The 20286-nt window shown below is 43.3% G+C and carries 23 protein-coding genes and 1 pseudogene; 12 read left to right on the forward strand and 12 right to left on the reverse strand.

What is annotated here, in order from left to right:
- Nucleotides 1–32: 32 nt before the first annotated feature.
- The 7 genes from AYR61_RS04440 to AYR61_RS04470 all read right to left on the reverse strand — a co-directional run bounded on the left by AYR61_RS04440 (nt 33) and on the right by AYR61_RS04470 (nt 4076).
- The gene (locus AYR61_RS04440; RefSeq protein WP_065901856.1) at nt 33–374 is read right to left on the reverse strand and encodes a phage head closure protein; all 342 of its coding nucleotides are present in this window, start codon (nt 372–374) and stop codon (nt 33–35) included.
- Between the two features lie 9 nt (nt 375–383).
- Nucleotides 384–566, reverse strand: coding sequence for a sporulation protein Cse60 (locus AYR61_RS04445; protein WP_054711946.1), 183 nt, complete (start codon nt 564–566; stop codon nt 384–386).
- A gap of 71 nt (nt 567–637) precedes the next feature.
- Nucleotides 638–1009 carry a hypothetical protein gene (locus AYR61_RS04450; protein ID WP_065901857.1) on the reverse strand — a complete coding sequence of 124 codons (372 nt, stop codon included), beginning with the start codon at nt 1007–1009 and terminating at the stop codon, nt 638–640.
- Nucleotides 1010–1174: 165 nt separating this feature from the next.
- The gene (locus tag AYR61_RS04455) at nt 1175–2569 is read right to left on the reverse strand and encodes a virulence-associated E family protein (protein ID WP_065901858.1); all 1395 of its coding nucleotides are present in this window, start codon (nt 2567–2569) and stop codon (nt 1175–1177) included.
- On the reverse strand, nt 2569–3393 hold the full coding sequence (locus AYR61_RS04460; RefSeq protein WP_054711951.1) for a bifunctional DNA primase/polymerase: 825 nt from the start codon (nt 3391–3393) through the stop codon (nt 2569–2571). Before AYR61_RS04460 ends, AYR61_RS04455 begins: the two co-directional genes overlap by 1 nt.
- Nucleotides 3394–3402: 9 nt before the next feature.
- On the reverse strand, nt 3403–3630 hold the full coding sequence (locus AYR61_RS04465) for a hypothetical protein (protein WP_054711953.1): 228 nt from the start codon (nt 3628–3630) through the stop codon (nt 3403–3405).
- A gap of 266 nt (nt 3631–3896) precedes the next feature.
- Nucleotides 3897–4076: a helix-turn-helix domain-containing protein gene (locus tag AYR61_RS04470; RefSeq protein WP_054711955.1), complete on the reverse strand. Its 180-nt coding sequence runs from the start codon at nt 4074–4076 to the stop codon at nt 3897–3899.
- 147 nt (nt 4077–4223) lie between these two features.
- On the opposite strand from AYR61_RS04470, the gene AYR61_RS04475 reads away from it, so the two are divergent.
- The 5 genes and pseudogenes from AYR61_RS04475 to AYR61_RS04495 all read left to right on the forward strand — a co-directional run bounded on the left by AYR61_RS04475 (nt 4224) and on the right by AYR61_RS04495 (nt 8647).
- Nucleotides 4224–4865, forward strand: coding sequence for a helix-turn-helix domain-containing protein (locus tag AYR61_RS04475; RefSeq protein WP_054711957.1), 642 nt, complete (start codon nt 4224–4226; stop codon nt 4863–4865).
- Between the two features lie 58 nt (nt 4866–4923).
- Nucleotides 4924–6077: pseudogene (locus tag AYR61_RS04480) on the forward strand (site-specific integrase).
- 567 nt (nt 6078–6644) lie between these two features.
- Nucleotides 6645–7097 (forward strand): hypothetical protein, encoded by a 453-nt coding sequence (locus AYR61_RS04485; RefSeq protein ID WP_054711959.1) that lies wholly within the window; start codon nt 6645–6647, stop codon nt 7095–7097.
- A gap of 110 nt (nt 7098–7207) precedes the next feature.
- Nucleotides 7208–7726 carry a TetR/AcrR family transcriptional regulator gene (locus AYR61_RS04490; protein WP_054711961.1) on the forward strand — a complete coding sequence of 173 codons (519 nt, stop codon included), beginning with the start codon at nt 7208–7210 and terminating at the stop codon, nt 7724–7726.
- 21 nt (nt 7727–7747) lie between these two features.
- Nucleotides 7748–8647, forward strand: a complete 900-nt coding sequence (locus AYR61_RS04495; protein ID WP_225356531.1) for an alpha/beta hydrolase — start codon at nt 7748–7750, stop codon at nt 8645–8647.
- Nucleotides 8648–8770: 123 nt separating this feature from the next.
- On the opposite strand, the gene AYR61_RS04500 is transcribed toward AYR61_RS04495, so the two are convergent.
- Complete coding sequence (locus AYR61_RS04500; protein WP_191982279.1) at nt 8771–9289, reverse strand: TetR/AcrR family transcriptional regulator; 519 nt, start codon at nt 9287–9289, stop codon at nt 8771–8773.
- Nucleotides 9290–9384: 95 nt separating this feature from the next.
- On the opposite strand from AYR61_RS04500, the gene AYR61_RS04505 reads away from it, so the two are divergent.
- The 4 genes from AYR61_RS04505 (at nt 9385) to AYR61_RS04520 (ending at nt 13036) form a co-directional block, all read left to right on the forward strand.
- Nucleotides 9385–10338 carry an amidohydrolase family protein gene (locus AYR61_RS04505; protein WP_065901862.1) on the forward strand — a complete coding sequence of 318 codons (954 nt, stop codon included), beginning with the start codon at nt 9385–9387 and terminating at the stop codon, nt 10336–10338.
- Nucleotides 10339–10499: 161 nt separating this feature from the next.
- Entirely contained in the window at nt 10500–11069 is a 570-nt protein-coding gene (locus tag AYR61_RS04510) for a TetR/AcrR family transcriptional regulator (RefSeq protein WP_065901864.1), read from the forward strand.
- Between the two features lie 83 nt (nt 11070–11152).
- On the forward strand, nt 11153–12106 hold the full coding sequence (locus AYR61_RS04515; protein ID WP_065901866.1) for an amidohydrolase family protein: 954 nt from the start codon (nt 11153–11155) through the stop codon (nt 12104–12106).
- A gap of 33 nt (nt 12107–12139) precedes the next feature.
- On the forward strand, nt 12140–13036 hold the full coding sequence (locus tag AYR61_RS04520) for a 3-hydroxyacyl-CoA dehydrogenase (RefSeq protein ID WP_056987495.1): 897 nt from the start codon (nt 12140–12142) through the stop codon (nt 13034–13036).
- A gap of 113 nt (nt 13037–13149) precedes the next feature.
- Here the strand turns inward: AYR61_RS04520 and AYR61_RS04525 are convergent, their stop codons facing one another.
- Complete coding sequence (locus AYR61_RS04525; RefSeq protein WP_065901868.1) at nt 13150–13614, reverse strand: DUF3021 domain-containing protein; 465 nt, start codon at nt 13612–13614, stop codon at nt 13150–13152.
- Entirely contained in the window at nt 13611–14054 is a 444-nt protein-coding gene (locus AYR61_RS04530) for a LytTR family DNA-binding domain-containing protein (protein WP_054711974.1), read from the reverse strand. The genes AYR61_RS04525 and AYR61_RS04530 overlap by 4 nt, the downstream gene beginning before the upstream one ends.
- Before the next feature lie 157 nt (nt 14055–14211).
- Between AYR61_RS04530 and AYR61_RS04535 the strand changes: the two genes are divergently transcribed.
- The gene (locus tag AYR61_RS04535; protein WP_065901870.1) at nt 14212–15108 is read left to right on the forward strand and encodes a TMEM175 family protein; all 897 of its coding nucleotides are present in this window, start codon (nt 14212–14214) and stop codon (nt 15106–15108) included.
- Between the two features lie 467 nt (nt 15109–15575).
- Here AYR61_RS04535 and AYR61_RS04540 read toward each other — a convergent pair whose 3' ends face one another.
- On the reverse strand, nt 15576–16784 hold the full coding sequence (locus tag AYR61_RS04540; protein WP_065901872.1) for an aminotransferase-like domain-containing protein: 1209 nt from the start codon (nt 16782–16784) through the stop codon (nt 15576–15578).
- A complete protein-coding gene (locus tag AYR61_RS04545) occupies nt 16781–17794 on the reverse strand; it encodes a ketopantoate reductase family protein (RefSeq protein WP_065901874.1) in 1014 nt (337 codons plus the stop codon). The genes AYR61_RS04540 and AYR61_RS04545 overlap by 4 nt, the downstream gene beginning before the upstream one ends.
- A gap of 664 nt (nt 17795–18458) precedes the next feature.
- On the opposite strand from AYR61_RS04545, the gene AYR61_RS04550 reads away from it, so the two are divergent.
- Nucleotides 18459–18887, forward strand: coding sequence for a MarR family winged helix-turn-helix transcriptional regulator (locus tag AYR61_RS04550; protein ID WP_054710706.1), 429 nt, complete (start codon nt 18459–18461; stop codon nt 18885–18887).
- Between the two features lie 27 nt (nt 18888–18914).
- Complete coding sequence (locus AYR61_RS04555) at nt 18915–19601, forward strand: YczE/YyaS/YitT family protein (protein WP_225353212.1); 687 nt, start codon at nt 18915–18917, stop codon at nt 19599–19601.
- Nucleotides 19602–20286: the final 685 nt, after the last annotated feature.

Here is a 20286-nt window from a genome sequence, read left to right on the forward strand (position 1 = left end):
AAAGGCCGCCTGTAAAGACGACCTCTCATTTATTACCCGCGCTTCTGGTAGCGAACCAATGTGATGACATCAAATGAGTTAACCTCATCATCACCGGCTACGTTGTTGACCCGATAAAGGGTGTCACCGATCTTAACCAGTTGCTGCTGATTAACCTGCTCATTATGCCGTACCACAATCATCTTCGTATCTGTCAGGTTGTCTCCGGTTAGAGTAATTTGCTGATTAATGGTCTGGCTATACTCACCGAACCATAGTGAGAATTGCGGAACAAACTTCTGAACGGGCGCACCTGTATTAGGGTTCATCTCACCATTACCATATACCCCGAATTGGCAGCGGTGCTTCATACGCGATACATCATAGGCTTTCATTAACTAACCTCACTTATAAATAATCATGGCGCAATATTCTGAAGAAGAAGAATCTAAGTCTTTTCCAAATGCGTTGCTTGAAAACTTAATGTCAATAACACTGTCACTATCAATTAGGTTGGTTAATTCTCTGTTGATTGCTCGATCCAAATTCTGTGCGGTAATTTGGACAATTGTTTTTGTTTTAATCATTATAGTTAGATCCTTTCTGTATATTAATCATCTAATTGTTCCAACATCTTGTACGCATTTTTACGTTGTTCTTAATCGCTGAAAGGATTATTCAAGACTTGGCTTGAAATACTTCGGATAACATAGGCGTCAGCTAACCACCCTTGGCTTGATTTCATGAAGTGATTGTCACTGAATTGTGCATACATTGGATACATGAGCTTTAAATCTCTTACAGTTTCTGGCTCATATTCTCCATCTTTGTTTGGAGTAAAGCTTTCCACTAACCCATCATCCTTTGCTTTTTGAGTTGAATTGCCATTTTGATCTAAAATACCATTTTTCACCAAGGCTTTGTAAATATATGATTTCAACTTGTTAACTTTACTTGGGGGAACCGTCCCATATTGTTTGACATAAAGATCAAAAGCTTGCTCAACTAAACTTGGATAAATTACTTTCATTTTTCCTTTTCCTCCTGTATCTAAAACTTTTCGTTTTAACGTGGCACACGTGGCACACGTAAAAAAACGTTGATATAGCAACGCTTAAAAGTTCCTTGACGTGGCCCATTTGGTGGAACAACGTGGCACACTGACTTTCTTTGCAACGTTGTTTATAAACTTTAGCTATAATTCTCTAACATATCCGTGTGGTTGCTTGCCGTTAGTTCTAATTCGTTGTGACTTCCACCCGTCCATATTATCCATTAATAGCTTAATCCGCTTAGCTTCCGAATTAGTTCTTCCGGTTAAATAGCGATCCACTGTTTTGCAGAATACAACTGCCATAATTTCCCGCGTAGTCGTTTGTTTTAAAAGCGTCCGTTTCTCACTAACTTGTGCCAACAACCACGACGATTCACTGCCGTAGTCCCTAACATAGCTTTGCTTCAAGCTGGTACTCATGTTTTCCCAATCAACAGGCACTTCCATGGATAAAAATTCTTCAATGGCATCTTTCATGGGGTCGACAGTTTCAGCAGCCATCTGATACGTCTTTGCCTCTTTCATGGTCGCCTGATCCAGATATAGCAGTTCACCATTATCAAACCAATACTTGGCTTCCGCTAAAACTTGAAGAATGTAATTTTCGTCCGGGTGCCATACATCTAACTTGGCTTTACTAACGCCACATTTGATTGGAAAGAAGCGTCGCTCACCGGTGGCGTCTTTCAAATAGTCCGATTGGTTGGTTGTCCCGATGAAAACGCATTTACGGGGGTGTGGCAACGCATAGCGACCATAACTATTTCGGTAAATATCAGATTGCGCACTAATGAAATTTTTAATTCCCTCAATATCCGTTTTTTTCATCGCTGAAAGCTCGGCAATCTCAACTACCCAACTACCTTGCAATTGTTGGTAATCGTCTTTTTGTTTCCCCATGCCTTTTAATGTGTCGTTAAACTTATCCGGGTAAAGGTTTCGACCGGCTGTACTCTTGCCAAGTCCCTGACTTCCCTCAAGAATAGGCACAATTTCAAATTTAACGCCGGGAGCATAGACGCGGGCAATAAGGCCAGTTAGCCATTTTTTAGTAATGGTTCGGGTGTAATGATTATCTTCGGCACCTAAATAGTCAATGAAGTAACGTTCAGCACGAGGCTTACCGTCCCAAGCAACCTTTTCAATGCGTTCTTTAACCGGATTGACTAGCTTACAGCGAGATTCAGTGACTACCGTATCCGTAATATTTTCCTTACTGAACAATAAATCGTAACGATCTTCAAGGTAACTTCTCAATAAGGTATCGTCGCCATCATTCCAAAAACCTTTTTTAAATAATGGATCGTCCGTTTGTGGTGTCTTTACAATTTGCTCCGAGAACTCATCAAATACAACCAACCCTTTTAGTATTGGACCATTTTCCATAATCAAACGAATATTATATAATGACTTGGTTTTTATACCGCCGTTAGAATCCTGCTTAAATTCACTAGTCCAATCGGCGTCACGTTGCATTTTGATAACATTGTTGGCTGTTTCTCGGGTCTCTGCTGGTAAATCCATTGCTTTACCCATTAATGAACCCCCTTACTCTCTCGTTTTAAAATAGATTGAAAAATCACATTAACCTCTTTGCTTGGTAGTGCTGGATCAACAAACGAATCATTTATCACTGACAGCATGTTATAGACTGTCTTGGGATCAGCACCGACGCCAAACATACGACCGGCAATTTTAGTTAACCAAGCATTGCGATTACCTTGGGTTGTTCCGGTCACCATTTCATCTAGCAGACGCCCGGTATACTTCTTTTGCCGGGTGGTATAGGCGTGTTCTGACGCACTGTTCACTTTCTGTCCCGCCAACATATCAACTAGCCATTTAGGGGCCGGCTTAACATCGGCAAGCGTTCGGCCGTCTATTGGCTGGTACCGCTTGTTATTAACCATGGTGGGATAAACTGGTACGCCTCTGGTAATGATGTCAATTCCTGTATCTTTACCAAAAGCCGATTGAACAGTTTTGACTGGTGACCCCTTTGGGTAACTTAGAAACCAATGCAGTCCCCCTGACGGCGTTCGTTCGATATAACTATCTTTTGGTAACGGTTGAAAATGATGTTTCTTATATAACTGCTGGTAACTCGCTATGCCGTTAAAACCACTTTCGTGGCCAACGTCCATATCAACGACAAAGATATTTTTATCGGTTAATTTCAAACCAATGTTGTAAGCATGTTCGTTGTACCAATTTCGTATAGTTACTAAATCATTGCTAGCTGAATTAAATCCGTGAGTGCCTTTAATTGGGACTTTGGTATTCTCAACCAATGGATAAATTGAGAAACCGTGGTCTACGTAATCAAGGGCTTGGATTAGGTGGTTGATTTTATCATTCATATTAATCACCTAATATTTGGAACAAATGTCATTACTAACTTCTAACATCACACTAGCAATATTCGATAGATTACTTTCAAGATTGCTTGACTGCTCGCTTTTAAAGAAATAGTCACACCAATCACTATCATATTTCGCAACAGCTATTGCCATTGATAAATTATCAATACTTACTCTCAATGATTCCCACGCCGTTGCTAGTTTTTCAGATTGTTCCACTAATTCTTTATTTGTCATTTTCCATTCTCCTTATTCATGCTAAAATAAGGGAAAGCATATTTTGATGGATTTCTGACCTACTGTCGTCCAAAGCAAAGTAGGTCTTTTTTGTATACTTTCCCATGCGACTGACCTCACACTCAAAAATACCGACGCGGGTTCTTGATTAACTTAAATGCCACATTGCCAACAAACGACACAATCATAAACTTGATTACCCATAAAATTGTTGTTGCTATCATGAAATCACCTCCTCAAATTTATTCTGCCCCCGCACGGTACAATTAAATTGTTTTTGAGGCTAAATACTTATCTAGCTCTTTGCGTTCAATGCGTTTTAGTCTACCAATGCTAGTTACCTTTAAACCGTCATTAATCATCTTATAGACTGTATTCACACTACCAATGTGAAGCTCTTCCATCACTTGCTGGTACGTAAGCCAGCTTTTGTCCATGTTGTTCATATAAGTTCACCTCTTCTCTATTACATTTAAACAGTAACATAAATTACTGTATGGTTCAACTAAAAAAACCATTTGCAGTTATTTTTTTTACCCTTTGCAGTCAAGATTAAGTTGTTGTATATTCTAAATATAAGGAAGTGATTGTTTTTGATTAAAATAGATTTGAAAAAGCTGGCAAAATCAAAAGGTTTTACTCTGACAGACATTTCAAAGGCTACTGGTATTTCAATGAACACACTATCAGTATTAGGCAGAAACGTGTCAACAGGTATCCAATTCGATACTCTTGATAAAATATGTCGCTTTTTGACCTGTACACCGAACGATGTAATTAAAATTGTTTCTGATAGTTATATTGTCCATGTTGATGTTCAAAATATGAAAGAAAAGACAATACGCGCAGCAGCTACTAAGAAGTCTATATTGGATAATTCTCTAAAAAATAACATTATGTATAATATGGACAAAGAAGACACCATTTTTTATATAACTTTTCTTGCACTTGCTAACAAAAAGGCATTCTTTTCAATTGATTATTCAACATATGGCGCTGTAAATAAAAATGTAAAAGAACAAGAATCCAAATCACAAAGATGGTTGTCGTCTCTTGATAAAGAAAGCAAAATGTCAATTTGCAAACAAGGTATTGAAATATATTTGCAACATTATTGGGATGGTAACGTTCCTGAAAATATTTCTGTTTCTATAAATGATGGAAACGGCGGAAACGTGTATTCATTTGTTGATACTAAAAACGATAGTAAAGTTACATTAAGAAAACACCAATAAAAACTATATTTCTTACATAACACTGCCCCCGCACGGTACGTTATGGAGGAAATTATAAATGGCAACAATCAAGAAATATCAGGACAAGGACGGGAATACCCGTTATCAGTTTCAAGTTTATTTAGGTGTTGATCCCCAAACCGGCAAAAAGAAATCAACTCGGCGTCGGGGCTTTAAATCAAAAAGCGCTGCTCGTATTGCCTTATCCAGAATTGAAGTAGAGTTACAACAAGAAACAGTTTTACCAGTTGATAATAACATTATCTTTGTTGACGTTTACCATGAATGGTATGACCAGTATATTAATACCGTTCGTGAAAGTACTTGGGCACGTACCGCTGGCATGTTCGATAATCACATCTTGCCGTTATTTGGTAACAAACGGCTACGAACTATCACCGTTAATCAGTGCCAGTGTGCTGTTAATCTATGGTTTAAAGAAGTCACATATAACTATAAGCGTTGGTACAATTATCTAGTAGCAATCTTTGAATATGGTTTAAAACATGGCTATATCACACATAATCCAGCTAAGATGATTACAATGCCGGTTAAACCTGATAGTTGGGGTGATAAGCCTGACAACTTTTGGGATCGTGATCAACTCAAGACGTTCTTCAATTGCATTGACCAGCAAAAGGAACTCGAAAAGTATTGTCTCTTCCGGGTACTAGCGTTTGCAGGCGTGCGACGTGGTGAGTGTTTAGCCCTTACGTGGCAAGATATTGATTTTGTTCATAAGACCTTGCAGGTTAATAAAACGCTCACTCAAGGGAAACATGGCAAGCAGATCATTCAAGCACCTAAGACAAAAAAGGCCGCCGCACTGTCAGCTTAGACAATACAACGGTAGAAATATTACAACGCTGGCATAAACAGCAACGTGAATATTATTTATTCTTAGGCTTCAATACGTTACAGCCAGATCAGTTAATTTTTGCTAACACTAAGAACGGTTTTAAATCGCTTAATACTCCGGGTAAGTGGTTAAAACAGATCATCGCTGATTACCACTTAACCCCTAGTATTACCGTACATGGTTTTCGACACAGTCACGCCTCCGCTTTGTTTGCTGCTGGTGCCACCATTAAAGAAGTGCAAACCAGATTAGGCCATGAGGACGTTGCAACGACCTTGAATGTTTACACGCACGTCACTAAGGGCCAAAATCAGCAGGCGGCCAATAAGTTGGCCAATTATTTAGGCTTTTAAGCTTAGTATATTCAAGTGCTTTTTACTAAGTGTGCCACGTTGTTCCACCAAATGGGCCACGTCAAGGAACTTTTAAGCGTTGCTATATCAACGTTTTTCCACGTGTGCCACGTGTGCCACGTTAAAACGAAAAGTTTTAGATACAGGAGGAACTAGCCGTTTTTAGCGTTTCATAGTAAAAGTAAGCCAATTGGTAAGCCAAGGACAAAATGTTTCACATGAAACACCGCATAAGCACTGGTTTAATAGCGTTTATGTTTCAGTTGGGTTCAAACCCCTGACTGCCCATCATATCAACACCACTAATCAGCAGACACACCGCGTTAAACGCCGTGATTGCTGATTTTTTTGTGTTCATTTTTCATACGCTAGACCAATTTAGTAGTCAATGGTAGCCATTTTGGTAGCCACGAAACGACACCAATAAAATTTAATAGCATCAGTCATGAACGGTTAAGCATCTATCAAACGGATGCTTTTTTCCTTCACTCAAATCATGGTTATTTATGCCTCTTCACCAGCTATACTTAGAACTGTAGGATATTAAAGTAAAGGAAGATGGTATTTTTGATTAAAGGAATTCGCTTAGCTTTAGCCTTAGGAATTTTCGGCACCGGCATGTATACTACAACTACACAGGCCAACGCTGCAACATGGCATTCTGGTACGCCTGCTTCACTTCATAGTGGTTTCTGGAAAGCTAGTTATGAAAAGTATACTTATGCTCAATTTACTAAGTCTCATATATACTTGGTTATGTCAGATACTGCTACTTTCACTCATCCGTTTTACCGGCATATTTCCCACGGGTACGTTATTCGAATGAAAGATGCTACTGCTGGAACACCTATGAACCCAACTGGCGTTAAGTACCGCTACCTACGCGTAATTACTAGTAGTAAAAGCAAAATTAAAGTCTCATGGTCGTATAGTTATTCGAGATACATTAAAGGTCATTTCAAATACACCGCTTATCACCGTGAGCAGCACGATAAGTGGTTCTCACCCGCTAAAAGTTAATGGTTACAAGCACTCAAAATATTATGAAATCATCCAGCAAAAATCCAAACCATTTTTCAGTGCTACTTGAATAATAGAATGTAATTTCCCAGAGAATCGAGGTCCATATTATGGACAGTTCATTACAATTCAGCCTAAGTTTACTCAGAGACGCTTTCGCAAAACTATTAGCTACTTTCGAGTTATCTGGAATTACTGTTCAATCACTAGTTAGAACTGCAGGGATAAATCGTTCCACATTCTATCGACATTTCAATAATATAAATGACTTTACGGAATGGTTGTCAGACCAGATGCTAGAGGAAATCTCAAGTCAAGTAATACTGACTCCTGAAGACGAACTTGATTTTACAGAATTTTATCAGTATGCAACTAAAAATCGCCTGTTATTAAGTTCAATACTTACCACAAAGGGCTGGAAAGAATTCATAATCCGACTTCATTCTCTTGTGCTAAGACGCTATACATTACTTCTGAAAAAAAACATTTCAGACATACCCCCTAAAATACAAGCTGAATTTCTTATTGGTGGACAAATAAGCCTTTTTCATTGGTGGCTTAATCAATCAAATCCACCATCCACTTCAAAAATGGGAAAGTATGCCCAGCAACTTGGAATCCCTAAATAATTGCAACACATCTCATTGAAAGTGTTCTTCCTTGAAGATAAATTAGGACATAAAATATCCTTATTAAAAGTCAAAGAAGGTAATCACATGGAAATTAAAACGCAAGATGGATCATTGTTGAACGTAACAAAATATGGAAACGGGCCGGTCTTAATCCTAATCCCAGGTGCAAATGGAACAGGTGATATTTTTACTCCCGCGGCAAAAGTATTAGAAACCAACTTTACTGTCATTACGTATGATCGTCGCGGCTACGGTCGAACTGTTGTTGCACCTCCTTTGCCATCAGATGCCGCTAACGCAAACAGTGATTATCGACTCAAAGCTGATGTTCAAGATGTTTTCACGTTGGCTGATGAATTTAGTCCCAACAATCCAGTTTATGTTATGGGAACGTCTTCTGGATCAATCGTAGCCGAAGAAGCTTTTATTAAAAACCCTGAGCGTTTCCATCGAGTAGCAATTCATGAGACTCCACTTAATACAGTAATAGATAAAACTGGTAAATCAAATGCTCAATACGCCCAAATGATTCAAGAAGCATTAGGAGGTAACTTTGATGCACTAACAAATTTTTTTGAAAATAAAATGCACATTCAGCCTATTGATGCGCAAATGATGAATCTATCTAAGGACGCTAAACCAGATCCAATGAAAATGAAATCAATGATGTTTTGGCTCAAATATGAAGCTGCACAATATACAGGACAGGTTATTGATTGGTCAATATTTAAAGCGCATAAAAATAGAATCATCATTTTTAACGGTACTGATTCAGTAGGCTTTTTACCGCAAACAATTGATGATGAGATTAGTAAGGAAATTAATGTTCCCGTTACAGATATTCCAGGAGGCCATCTGGGCTATGCACAAAAACCATCAGCGTTTGCTGAAAAACTATCTGCCACTCTACTAGCCTAAATCATCAATAAATGATAAAAAGGCGCCAACTAAACCCGGCAATTTTGGGGTTTAGTTGGCGCCTCTTATTTTCTAGGAGTAACCCAGTCTTTTGCCACACGCTTTTTATATCAGTTAGTTTACTTATCCTGTGATATCTAGCTGAAATGCATCCGCGAGACGCTCAAAATAAAACAAAACATCCTTCTTCTTAATTTGAGGATTATTTAGCCAGGAGGCCATCATGCCAATCACACACCCATAAAGCAGCTCGACCGCCACTGGGTTTGTCTCGACATTTTTTGTCCATAAATTAACGTCAAGCACGAAACGCTGCTTGACAATTTCTTCAAATTTGCCGCGGAATTGCATCAAGTGTCGAAACAGGACCTGGTTATTATCAATCGTTTCAACTAAGTTAACGATGTTTTCTGACAACCTTAGATCTGTGTTAAGCGGGTCGGGAAAAACGCGATTCATCATTGCGGCTACCAAATCATTAAAAGTCGCAAAATGATGATAGAAAGTACTGCGGTGAATGTGAGCAGCATCGATAACTTGTAAGGCAGTTATATTGCCAGCCCCCGGTGTTTCAAACAAATGCAAAGCCGACTCAATAATGAGGGTATCGGTATCTGAATATTTCGACATTTTCTCCTCCAAAAAGGTACAGATATTTTTTTACACCTTGTTCTAAAATTGCCAGCTGACTATGCTTACTGCATTAAACCAATCAAGCATTTAGGAGGCTGATTAACATGACAACAAAACTTGATTTTCATTCACATTACTTGTTCCCCGGTCTATTAGATATTATCAACCAAGAGGCATCTGGTCTCGCCGGCGGGGTCAGAATGCCAACATGGTCAATCGATCAGGCATTAAAGATGATGGCAGATCAAGAGATTGACTATTCATTGCTGTCCGTCCCAAACCCTGAAATGTACACGGGCGAAGAGACCAGTACCGTTGATCTCGCGCGGGAAGCCAATCAGTATGGCCGTGATTTTCATCAAGCATATCCTGATAAATTAGGCTTTATGGCGTCACTCCCACTGCCGTATATTGACGAAAGCGTTGCGATGGTCAAAGAAGCACTCGATGAAGATAACGCTGATGGATTTATCCTTAAAACAAACGTTGATGGGCTTTACCTCGGGGATCCCCGGTTAGATCCAATCATGGCTGAACTTAATGCCCACAACGCCCTGATTGCGATTCATTCCGAAGCACCAACACCAGAAAATGCTGAAGTTAATCAGTTAACCCCCGATGCATCAATGGAATTTTTCTTTGACACCACCCGAACAGTTGTCAATATGACTGAGAGACAAATTTTTAGCCGTTTCCCAAACATTAATTGGATTGTACCACACGCCGGTGCAGTGCTCCCAGTGATTGCCCAGCGTATTTCAGCAGGTGCCGCCGCCTTCGGTCAGGATCACCCCCAAGACGACATCATGGCCGTTATGAACCATGTCTACTTCGATGTCGCTGGCATGGTTCTCCCCTATCAGCTGCCCTTACTGATGCAGATGGCTGATTCCAGTAAACTCCTTTATGGTGCTGACTACCCGTACACACCAGCGCCCGCAGTCACTCAAATGAGCCAACTACTTGAAACGACACCACTCTTATCTGCATCAACTAAAGCAGCCATTTTGTATCAAAATGGTGAACAACTATTACGTCACAACCAGACCGCAAAATAGACAAGTCTCATTATCGACTGCAGTGGTGTGCTGCAAAAACAAACGTCCATTTTGCGACTCAGCGATCCTCCCGCTTCCCGTTGGCCGCAATTTTAGCTACAATGAGTGAAAGATGGTCATTTAACTAAACGACTCTGCCACCGGAAACGAGGCCCACCATTTTGCCAGCACTCAAAACCCGTAAAAGCGACTTGCAGCTCCTAGATGCGCTCACTGTCCTGGTCGACGATAACGACCTCGATAAACTCAGTACGCGCCTCTTGATTAAGCGTGCAGGACTGTCTAAATCCACGTTCTACCGCCATTATGAGGATAAGTATGCGTTCTACGACTGGGCAATGGCCTATCTGCTGGGCAAAGATAACGAACCCACCTATCACCTAGAAACGCCGCTCTCGTTTTACACCAAGTATTTTGAGCACTACCAAACCTATCGTAAGGCGTTTAAAGCCTTCATTGTCAATGACCGGTGGAGCGGGTTCACTCAGAAGATGGTCGACTCTGGCATGGCAAATTACCGGGCAATTTTAGCCAAGATCAACCAGCCAAATGTGCCAATTACAACCGTGTCCGCCTACATTATTTCGGCGCACATCGGTGTCGCTGTGAACTGGATCCGCACCGATGATCCGACCCCGCCACAGGAAATGGCCGCGCAATTAACGCAGCTGACGACCGCTGTTTTAACCAGCTATGGCTTGGATTTTGCCACACTATTCAAGCTCGCCTGATCTGGGACACAATCGAAAATACTGGCTCTCCCTTTTTCTCCATTCAGTCACTAGAATGGTTAAAAAAAGGAGGGTCTTTTTATATGAAAAAGATTGATTTTCATTCTCACTATCTCTCACCAGGCTTCGTCGACCACCTGGCCAAGCACTATAACAGCATGGGTGATGGGGTAGCCACCCCATCATGGTCAGTTGATGACGCGCTAGAAATGATGGCCAACCAAGATATTCGATACTCACTATTGTCCATTTCAAGTCCGCAGGTTCACTCGGATGATGCAACGGAAACAGCCGAACTCGCCCAAGAAGTGAATGAATTTGGCCGTGATTTTTCCCGCCTGTACCCCGACCAGCTCGGCTTTATGGCCTCCCTGCCGCTCCCATATATTGACGAGAGTGTCAAAGCAGTCGAAACGGCCGTGAAGGATGACCAAGCAACCGGGTTCGTTCTGGAAACAAACTCTCGGGGCGTCTACCTCGGTGACAGCCGGTTGGATCCGGTTATGGATGCCTTAAACACCAACCACGCCCTGATTGCGATTCATCCGACCCAGCCCAACCCGATCACTTCCTCAGCCAATCAAAAAACCGCCATCCCGTTGATGGCGTTCTTCTTTGACACGACTCGAGCCGTTGCCAACATGTCTGAAAATCGGATTTTCAGCCGCTACCCGGACATTACCTGGATCATCCCGCATGCTGGTGCCCTACTGCCAATCATTGCACAGCGTATCACCATCGGTGCTTCTGCCCTGAAGCAAGAGGTACCGCGAGAAGACATGATGACGATTATGGGTAAGGTCTACTTTGACGTCGCTGGTGCAACCTTGCCTTATCAACTGCCAACACTGTTGCAGATGGCTGATCCCAACCGACTGCTTTACGGGGCCGACTATCCTTACACACCTGAATCAACCGTTGCAACGCTGGCAAAACAGCTAGATGAAACGGATCTGGTTTCTCCGGAATTAAAGAAAAATATCTTCTTTAATAATGGTCAAAAACTGTTGGCGACTCGCGAGATTCAAGTCAAATAATGGCGTTCATTTAATGAAAGGATCACCTCAAACATGAACATTCAAAACGTAACGGTTGCCGGTGGCGGTGTCTTAGGGAGTCAAATCGCTTATCAAGCAGCTTTTAAAGCCTTCAATGTCACACTCTACGATATTAACCAGCAGGCACTGACTGCTGCAAAGAATCGAATCACAGCGCTGAGAGGCGGGTACAAACAGGACCTCAACGTTACCGACAGTGATTTCGATAACGGCTTGGCGCACCTTAACTATACTGACGATATCGACAGCACTGTTAGCCACGCCGATCTCGTCATTGAAGCCATCCCAGAAAATGCGGCCATGAAAACGACCTTCTACAACCAGATCGGCAACTCAGCGCCTGACACAGCCATCTTTGCCAGCAACTCGTCAACCATGCTGCCCAGCCAATTTGCGGAGGCAACTGGCCGTCCTGAACGCTTCTTAAACATGCATTTTGCGAACCATATCTGGGTCAATAACACTGCAGAAATCATGGGCTCTCCAAAAACGAACAGTGCTGTGTACCAAGATGTTGTGACCTTCGCGAAGAACATGGGCATGGTGCCGATTCAGCTCAAAAAAGAGCAGCCAGGTTATGTTTTAAATTCGATGTTGACCCCGTTAATGGTGGCCGGAATGTCCCTCTGGGCGACCGATGTTGCGGACCCCCATACGATTGATAAAACGTGGATGATTGCGACCGGTGCGCCGATGGGGCCCTTTGCGATCCTCGATATGATTGGCACCCGAACTGCTATCACCGTGCCGCTTGCACAAGCTGGGGATCCGGATGGCAAAATTGCAGCGGCTATCAAAGCCAAACTACAGCAACGTTTAGATGACGGCAAACTGGGCATCGAATCCGGGGAAGGGTTCTACCACTACCCGAATCCAGAATTTCAGGACCCTGACTTTCTAAAAGCATAGTTGTTTGACCCTGTTCTACGCATTATACCGTTTCACCTCCCGCTAACGACATCAATTTCCAAAAACGACCCGCCAAGGTCACCTTCACATAAGCCTTGGCGGGTCGTTTCATTTCATTTTTTAGTTTGATTCAACAACGCATTCAACCGCCGAACAGACGCTCTTGCGACCCGCATGGACGTCACCCACATGATGACGTAAATGACGATAAATTCAATCGTGAAGGACAGCAGCCACGACCATAGGGGTGAGATTGGAAACCACCCTGCAAGCACCGCGAGCGGCGTAAACAGCACGTACGTGATAATGAAATTCGTGACCGTTTGGCGGGTAATGCTCCAGCGTTCCACCTCAAAGACTAGGGCGCCAACGGCAAACACAATTCCCATTAATGCCCATAGCCCGATTGAGGCGGCCGTGGCCATTAAACTGGACGAAAAGTGATTTACAAAGCTGGTTGATGATGGCATGAAAATGGGTGCTCGGTAAGCCAATGAAATCCCCATTGCGATCATAAACCCAATAAAGACGCCGACGACAACGCCAATGATGACACGACTCAGGATCGTTCGTTTCATTTTAAAAGCCCCTCTCTTAACTGTCGCATGCACCGCCGGGACGCAAAGGTCCGTTCGCCCGTCGTTAGGTTGACCTGATAACTCCCCGTTGGTGTGAGTTCAAAATCACGAATGCTGGCAACGGCGACGAGTTCGCTGCTTGAGACCTGAACAAACAGACCCTCTGGCAACAGTTCCTTCAATTCATATAACCGCTCCGATATCCGATACACCCCATCATCCGTTTCACAAACCACGTGCTTGTCTTCAGTATAGAACCGACTAATTTGGTACACCGACAATGGCCGCTGCCGCTTATCCTGAGTCCCCGTAATCGTCAGGTGGTTGGCAAGCTGATCAATGGTCTTTGCGAGGTGAACCAAGTCAGGCGTCTCCTTAGCGGCGTTGATCGTAATAAATGGCCGCAGGATCTGCTCAGCAATATTAAAGACGACGTTCATGGCTGTCCCTTCTTTCCTATCCTAGGCTTCACTCTTGAGTCTAGCGAACCACGTCCCAGAATGAAAGGATTTACGGACAAGTGGTCAAAAACAAAGATAAGTGGCGCAAAACAGGGATATAATAGAAGAAAAATAACCTAAGGGGAGGCGAATCTGCTTGAAAGCCAAACTCAAAGAACGGCTGGATGTCTTTGCAGACGCGGTAATTGCCATCAATATCACCATCATGGTCATGTCGTTGCCGCTCGACATTCATAACGGCGTGGTCGACTATCCGCAACTTTTTAAATCTATCGGCATCTATCTGGTCAGTTTTTGTTTCATAGCAAACTTGTGGTACCAGCACGCCCTGGTCTTTAACGAAGCTGAAACGGTGGCGAACCGCGTCATCGTGTTTGATCTGATTCTGCTATTCTTGATGTCGTTAATGCCAGCATTTACCAGATTAATGACGACCGTGACCAACTCAGATAACGTGATGCTATACGGCGGCCTAAGCCTGCTGATCTCATTTATCTTCAGTTGGATCTCACGAACTATCATTCAAGCCAAATACACGGATAAAGCCACCATGACCCAGATTTATAAAACGATATTCGGGTCGACCGTTTGGAACTCGTGGGTGATCTACATCGTGATCATCGGCCTCGGCTACTTCTTCCCAGAAATTGCCCTCGGCTTCTACCTGTTCATCCCACTTTGGTCGTTCTTCTCCCACACCCGCGAACAGGAAGAGTTTCAACAGATCGACCAAATGGAAGCCCAGGACCAGCAAAAGTTCCTGGCGTTACCAGCGCCGCAAAAGCGTGCGTTTCGCCGGTTGATCAGAACCTTCCAAATCGAACAGCGTCAGTCCGGCCACGACCGCGATAAACAGCATGCCGCCTGGATAAAATTTTCTGAGCAAGCGAAAACTGAATTCAATATTTCGGACGGAGCGCTGGCTAAGTGGATGAAGATCAACGGCAACGGCAATCGAAACAACAATCGGAACCATCAGGAGCACCAAGAAAACCGCGACGACCACCAGCAGGCACATCAAAATAAACAATAATAAAAAAATGCGTTCATCGATCATTTTCAGAATGACGATGAACGCATTTTTTTGTGTTCGTGGATAGATGCAGTATCACTGCAATTGTGGACAAGGTTCATAATTGATGACACTGCAACATTGCTTTTTTGAGACTATTAATTAAAAGATACCACCTAATTAGAGACTAGTATGAAGCATTGCTATCGATAACCTAATCAGCAGTCGAGGGCGGATTCTCTGCAAACTAGGGTCAAAGCTATTAAGATACTTAACTAACAGTACACTGTAAGCTCAATATGAGTGGAATGCAGCAATTTGGCACGGAGCTGTGGTGTCGACATCAGTTAGCGACCGTTCTTGGGTCGGTTACTGATGTGCGAGTCGATGGAGATCCATTCGAGAGCTGCGCAGCAGAAATCGAATTAGCTTCATCGCGAGCCACCACACGGAGTGCCAAATTGCGGAATGCAACGGACATAGAGGACCTATGCCCCTTGCTCAACCTTCTGAGAAGCAATGGTCTGCTCAATCGCTTTGCCAAGCCGCTGAATCCCAGTTACGATCTTCTCGTCGGTCATGTTGGAGTAATTCAAGCGGAACGTCCCAGGAATGACCTTGTCGGCGTAGAACGGTTCACCGGGGACAAACGCCACATCATTTTTGATGCAGGTATTAAAGAGGTCTTGGGTGTTAATGTCACCAGGCACCTCGACCCAGATAAACAGCCCGCCTTCAGGATGACTGTAGTGCACACCCTTTGGGAAATAGGTCTCGATGGCATCCATCATGACCCCTTCGCGTTCGCGGTAAACGGCTTTAATTTTCGCAATATGGTCATCAATGTTGTATTCACCCATGAATTTAGCGATGATGTGCTGTGTCAAATTGTCGGAGTGCACGTCGGCGGATTGTTTCATTAACGTAAACTTCTTAACAAGTTTCTTTTCGGCAACGATCCAACCGATCCGCAACCCAGGGGCTAAGATCTTCGAGAAGGTGCTCATGTAGATCACGCGCTCGTCATCGTCAATACTCTTGATCGGCGCAACGTCGTCACCAGCGTAACGGATGGCGCCGTATGGGTCGTCTTCAAGGATGATCACGTCATACTTTTTAGCAATTTCAATCATTTTCTGACGTCGGTCAAACGGCATTGTCCGACCGGTTGGGTTCTGGAAACTTGGAATGGTGTAGATAAACTTGGTGTTCGGGTTGGCAACTAAGGCCTGCTCCAACGCATCAATCTTCATCCCGTCGTCGTCCATCTCAACGCCAACTAAGTGGGCGCCATAGGTCCGAAAGACATCCAAGGCACACAGGTAGGTCGGTTGTTCAACGATCACCGTATCGCCGGGGTTCACAAACATCTTCGCGGTGAGATCGATGGATTGCTGCGACCCGGTGGTAATAATAATGTTGTCTGCCGTCGTGTGAATGTTGGACTTGACCATCCGCTTAACGATCTGCTCGCGAAGCTCAGGTAACCCGTTGGCAACACTGTACTGCAGCGCGGCTCGGCCAGATTCATCGTAGACCTCATCAGTTACTTTTTTAAGTTCGTCAACTGGAAATAATTCCGGTGCTGGCAGGCCACCTGCAAATGAGATGATCTTGTCAGAACCCGCCACCTTCAAAATGTTGCCGACGGGGTCTTCGTCGCTTTCTGGAACACGGTCTGAGTAGTGATAGTTCATGCTTGAGCGCCTGCCTTTTCTGTTGTCTGTGCGTCCGCTGTGTTTTCAGCAGGCTTGTGATATTTACGCATCATTTCGGCCATGTGGACTTCGTGAACCACAAACTCATGAGTCCGGCAAACGTAGTCATGTTCGCGGCCGATCTTTGCGATGTACCCGTTGATGTAATCCACTTCGGTTGGGCGACCTTTTGAAAAGTCTTGGTACATTGATGGGTAGTGATACTTGTACGCTTTAGAAACCGTGATCACAGAATCCGTTTCTTGTTGCCGGGTCTCAATTAAGTGAATACCAGCTCGTTCGCAGGCATCAAACGCTTCGTTGAAGAGTTGCTCAGACATTTCACGGACACCATCGTACTCAATGAACTGCCCCATTTGCATTTCAAACATGGTACAAAGGGTGTTCGTAACGGCGTTGAAAACGACCTTGGACATGCACATGCCCTTCCATTCGTCGGAGAAGATCGGCCCTAATTTTGCCTGAGTGAAGTCATCGAAAATGGCCTGAACTGTTTCGTCTGGTTTTTCGTTGTTGTAACGCGCCATGTGCATCTGTTCTGAATCAACGGCGCCCATGAAGTCAACGTTTGCTGGGCCATCCATCCGGGTGGCGATCATGGCGCTCCCACAAACGATGTGGTCTGCTGGGAAGTAGTCAGCAATTTTTTCAAAGTGTCCCATGCCGTTCATGGCTGAGAAGACGTACTGGTCATCGTGGAAGATGCCAGCCTTGTTATCGCGGTCAAGTTCCTCCGCAAGTTGCATTTGTTTTTTAAAGACGATCCAAACATCTGGATGACCGGTGTATTCTTCAGGGTAGTAAATATTGATTGGCACGATATGCCGATTTTCGTGGTCACGGGCTACAGAAACACCGCCTTGGCTACGAACCTGTTCAACGTTTGGTTCCCAAGTATCAATAAAGTCAACATCTACGCCGGCGTTTTCTTGTAACATGACACCGTACCGATATCCCATTGCACCTGCGCCAATAATGCCATACTTCATAATAACCACTCCTTAAATTATGTATTTGTTTGTCTGATCTACTATGCATTTTCTACGACAACGAAAAACGCCCTCTGGTCTCAAAGACCAAAGGACGTTTTCACGTGGTACCACCTTTTTTCAAATCAGTCTCGCAACTGATTCCTCCAACGTACGGCAGACTCGCTCTGCGATACGCGGCACGATAATGGGTGCACCCAGTTCACCTCGAAAAGTGAAGTTGTTCAACGCAATCTTTCTCATCGTAGTTTTAGTATCTTTTCACCGTACCGATACTCTCTAAGTAAAGCTATGACGTTACTCCATTGGGTTAGTCAAGTTGTCGTATTTGAAATGTTGCATGTAGCATAACCCCGAAGATGAGAAACTGTCAACTAATTTTAATAAATTAATTTTACTGGGGATCCTCCGAATGACTAGAAAGCGACTGGGGCAGTAAGGCACTCGGCCTGGCAATATTTTTTAAAATAAACTTGTGCGCTCGATTGCCATCACACTGAAAATAACCGCCGATAACGCTATCGGAAACCCCCAATTTAACAAACCATAACGTAGATAACGGCATGTTTCCCAAGCTTTCAACCGCACTTTGTGAATGAAATTGGTTGACAGCTAACAGTTATTAGGTATTTAATGGACATGTCCACAAAAGGAGGACGATTAGATGCCGCTTTACTCATTAAGCAAATTCATTGCTGGTATTTACCGGCATTCAAAAACTGAATTTAACCAACAGATTGCAGGTTTAGATGTTCGCGCCACTCAGAGTGACTTGTTGCTATTCATTTACGATAATCCGAACCTGGTTCAACGTGAAATTGCGACTGAAATGGTTATTGACCCGAGTTTATTAGCGCGTGATCTGCGTAAGCTCTCCCAGCAAAAACTCGTGACACGAACCAGTGATACGACTGATAAACGAGTCAACCGCATTAATCTCACACCGGCAGGCATTCGGGCCGCAGAGCGCTTGAAGCACACCATGATCAGCTGGTGGGACTCATTTTTCACACAGCATCCAGAGATCGACCAAACGGCCTTTTCAGATCAGTTGCAGAAGGTCTATGAAGCCCTTCAAAATACTAAGAACTAAATCCATTCAATTCAAAGGAGTCTTTTCGTGCGTGCAATAGTGAAACATTTTCTACTCTTATTTTTTGGGATCACCTTTATGTCAGCTGGCGTTGGGTTGTCACGGTTAGCGCAATTAGGGACGTCACCAATTTCCAGTATTCCCAATGTCACCAGTATCATCACGGGCTTTACGTTAGGCCAGTTGACAATTGTGTTCATGATCTTACTGATCGTACTCGAAGCCTTCATTTTACGCCGACAATTTTCATGGCAGAACATCCTGCAACTCATTCCGGGCATCGTATTTGGCTTCTTCATCGATGGGTTCGTTAAATTATTCAGTTTTCTGCCGATGACCACTTACTGGTGGCAGCTTTTCTTCACCGCCATTAGTATTCTGCTCCTATCCTTTGGGGTGTATCTGGAAGTCAACTCGCAGGCAATCATCATGTCTGGCGAAGGACTCACCGCCGCAATTAGTCTCGTCACGCACACGCCATTTCCAACAATCAAGGTGCGCCAAGACATTACGATGATGCTCATAGCAGCGGTCTTAGCACTGATCTTCCGTCACTCCCTGTCTGGTATCCGTGAAGGAACTGCGATTACGGCTATTTTGACAGGGCGATTCGTTAGTTTCTATACCAACAAAATGCCACGCTTTACAGCTTGGATGACGAAACCGGACCATCCTGAAGAGGATAAGGAATCGGTTGCGGAACAGCATTCGTAGAGAGTGGAGGAAAGCGTTCAGAAGGTGGAGCACAAAAGGACTCTGGTGAGAATTCCTGGGCTTGGAATTTTTGCCAGAGTCCTTTTGTGTGCAACCTTTTGCTTTCTGCAACTCGTTTCGGCCAAGCTGCCAAGCAACCACCAAAATGTTTCACGTGAAACACTTAATTACCAAAAGTATTTGACTCATCAATCAAAATGTTAGAACAAAGTCTCACTTTCACGCTTTCATTTTTGCGACGAAATGCAACACAGTGTCTCATTTATAAAAACAAATCATGAAATATCGTGTGAATACGATAAAAATCAAGAAAAAATTTCTTATCGTTCAAATAAAAATGAGCACCGATAAACACCGGTATAACAGGCATCCGTAGCTGTTATCACTTTACTTGTCAAAAGCCTTTACCAAATCTTTAACAACTTTATCAAAAAATTCATACTTTTATCATATTTTTTCTTTATTATATAGATATAGTCAATTACCAAGATAGTTGACTACCCCTTAAAATAGATAGCGATGTTTTCATGTTTTTTCTCCCCCTAAACAGTGAAAACTAAAAAATAGCGTTATCCACTCCCCCCTAGACCCACCGTCCCCTAACGGTGGGTCTTTTTTGTAGAGTGCAGAACCAGGGGCGGTTAAGGAGTGGAGCCTAGGGGACTTTATCCATGAAAGCCCGGGC

Source organism: Secundilactobacillus paracollinoides, assembly GCF_001702155.1.
GTDB classification, from domain to species: Bacteria; Bacillota; Bacilli; order Lactobacillales; family Lactobacillaceae; genus Secundilactobacillus; species Secundilactobacillus paracollinoides.

Coding starts and splice junctions, on each gene's coding strand:
- AYR61_RS04440 (WP_065901856.1), bottom strand. CDS start 374: ATGAAAGCCTATGATGTATCGCGTATGAAGCACCGCTGCCAATTCGGG.
- AYR61_RS04445 (WP_054711946.1), bottom strand. CDS start 566: ATGATTAAAACAAAAACAATTGTCCAAATTACCGCACAGAATTTGGAT.
- AYR61_RS04450 (WP_065901857.1), bottom strand. CDS start 1,009: ATGAAAGTAATTTATCCAAGTTTAGTTGAGCAAGCTTTTGATCTTTAT.
- AYR61_RS04455 (WP_065901858.1), bottom strand. CDS start 2,569: ATGGGTAAAGCAATGGATTTACCAGCAGAGACCCGAGAAACAGCCAAC.
- AYR61_RS04460 (WP_054711951.1), bottom strand. CDS start 3,393: ATGAATGATAAAATCAACCACCTAATCCAAGCCCTTGATTACGTAGAC.
- AYR61_RS04465 (WP_054711953.1), bottom strand. CDS start 3,630: ATGACAAATAAAGAATTAGTGGAACAATCTGAAAAACTAGCAACGGCG.
- AYR61_RS04470 (WP_054711955.1), bottom strand. CDS start 4,076: ATGAACAACATGGACAAAAGCTGGCTTACGTACCAGCAAGTGATGGAA.
- AYR61_RS04490 (WP_054711961.1), top strand. CDS start 7,208: ATGGACAGTTCATTACAATTCAGCCTAAGTTTACTCAGAGACGCTTTC.
- AYR61_RS04505 (WP_065901862.1), top strand. CDS start 9,385: ATGACAACAAAACTTGATTTTCATTCACATTACTTGTTCCCCGGTCTA.
- AYR61_RS04515 (WP_065901866.1), top strand. CDS start 11,153: ATGAAAAAGATTGATTTTCATTCTCACTATCTCTCACCAGGCTTCGTC.
- AYR61_RS04520 (WP_056987495.1), top strand. CDS start 12,140: ATGAACATTCAAAACGTAACGGTTGCCGGTGGCGGTGTCTTAGGGAGT.
- AYR61_RS04525 (WP_065901868.1), bottom strand. CDS start 13,614: ATGAAACGAACGATCCTGAGTCGTGTCATCATTGGCGTTGTCGTCGGC.
- AYR61_RS04530 (WP_054711974.1), bottom strand. CDS start 14,054: ATGAACGTCGTCTTTAATATTGCTGAGCAGATCCTGCGGCCATTTATT.
- AYR61_RS04540 (WP_065901872.1), bottom strand. CDS start 16,784: ATGAACTATCACTACTCAGACCGTGTTCCAGAAAGCGACGAAGACCCC.
- AYR61_RS04545 (WP_065901874.1), bottom strand. CDS start 17,794: ATGAAGTATGGCATTATTGGCGCAGGTGCAATGGGATATCGGTACGGT.
- AYR61_RS04550 (WP_054710706.1), top strand. CDS start 18,459: ATGCCGCTTTACTCATTAAGCAAATTCATTGCTGGTATTTACCGGCAT.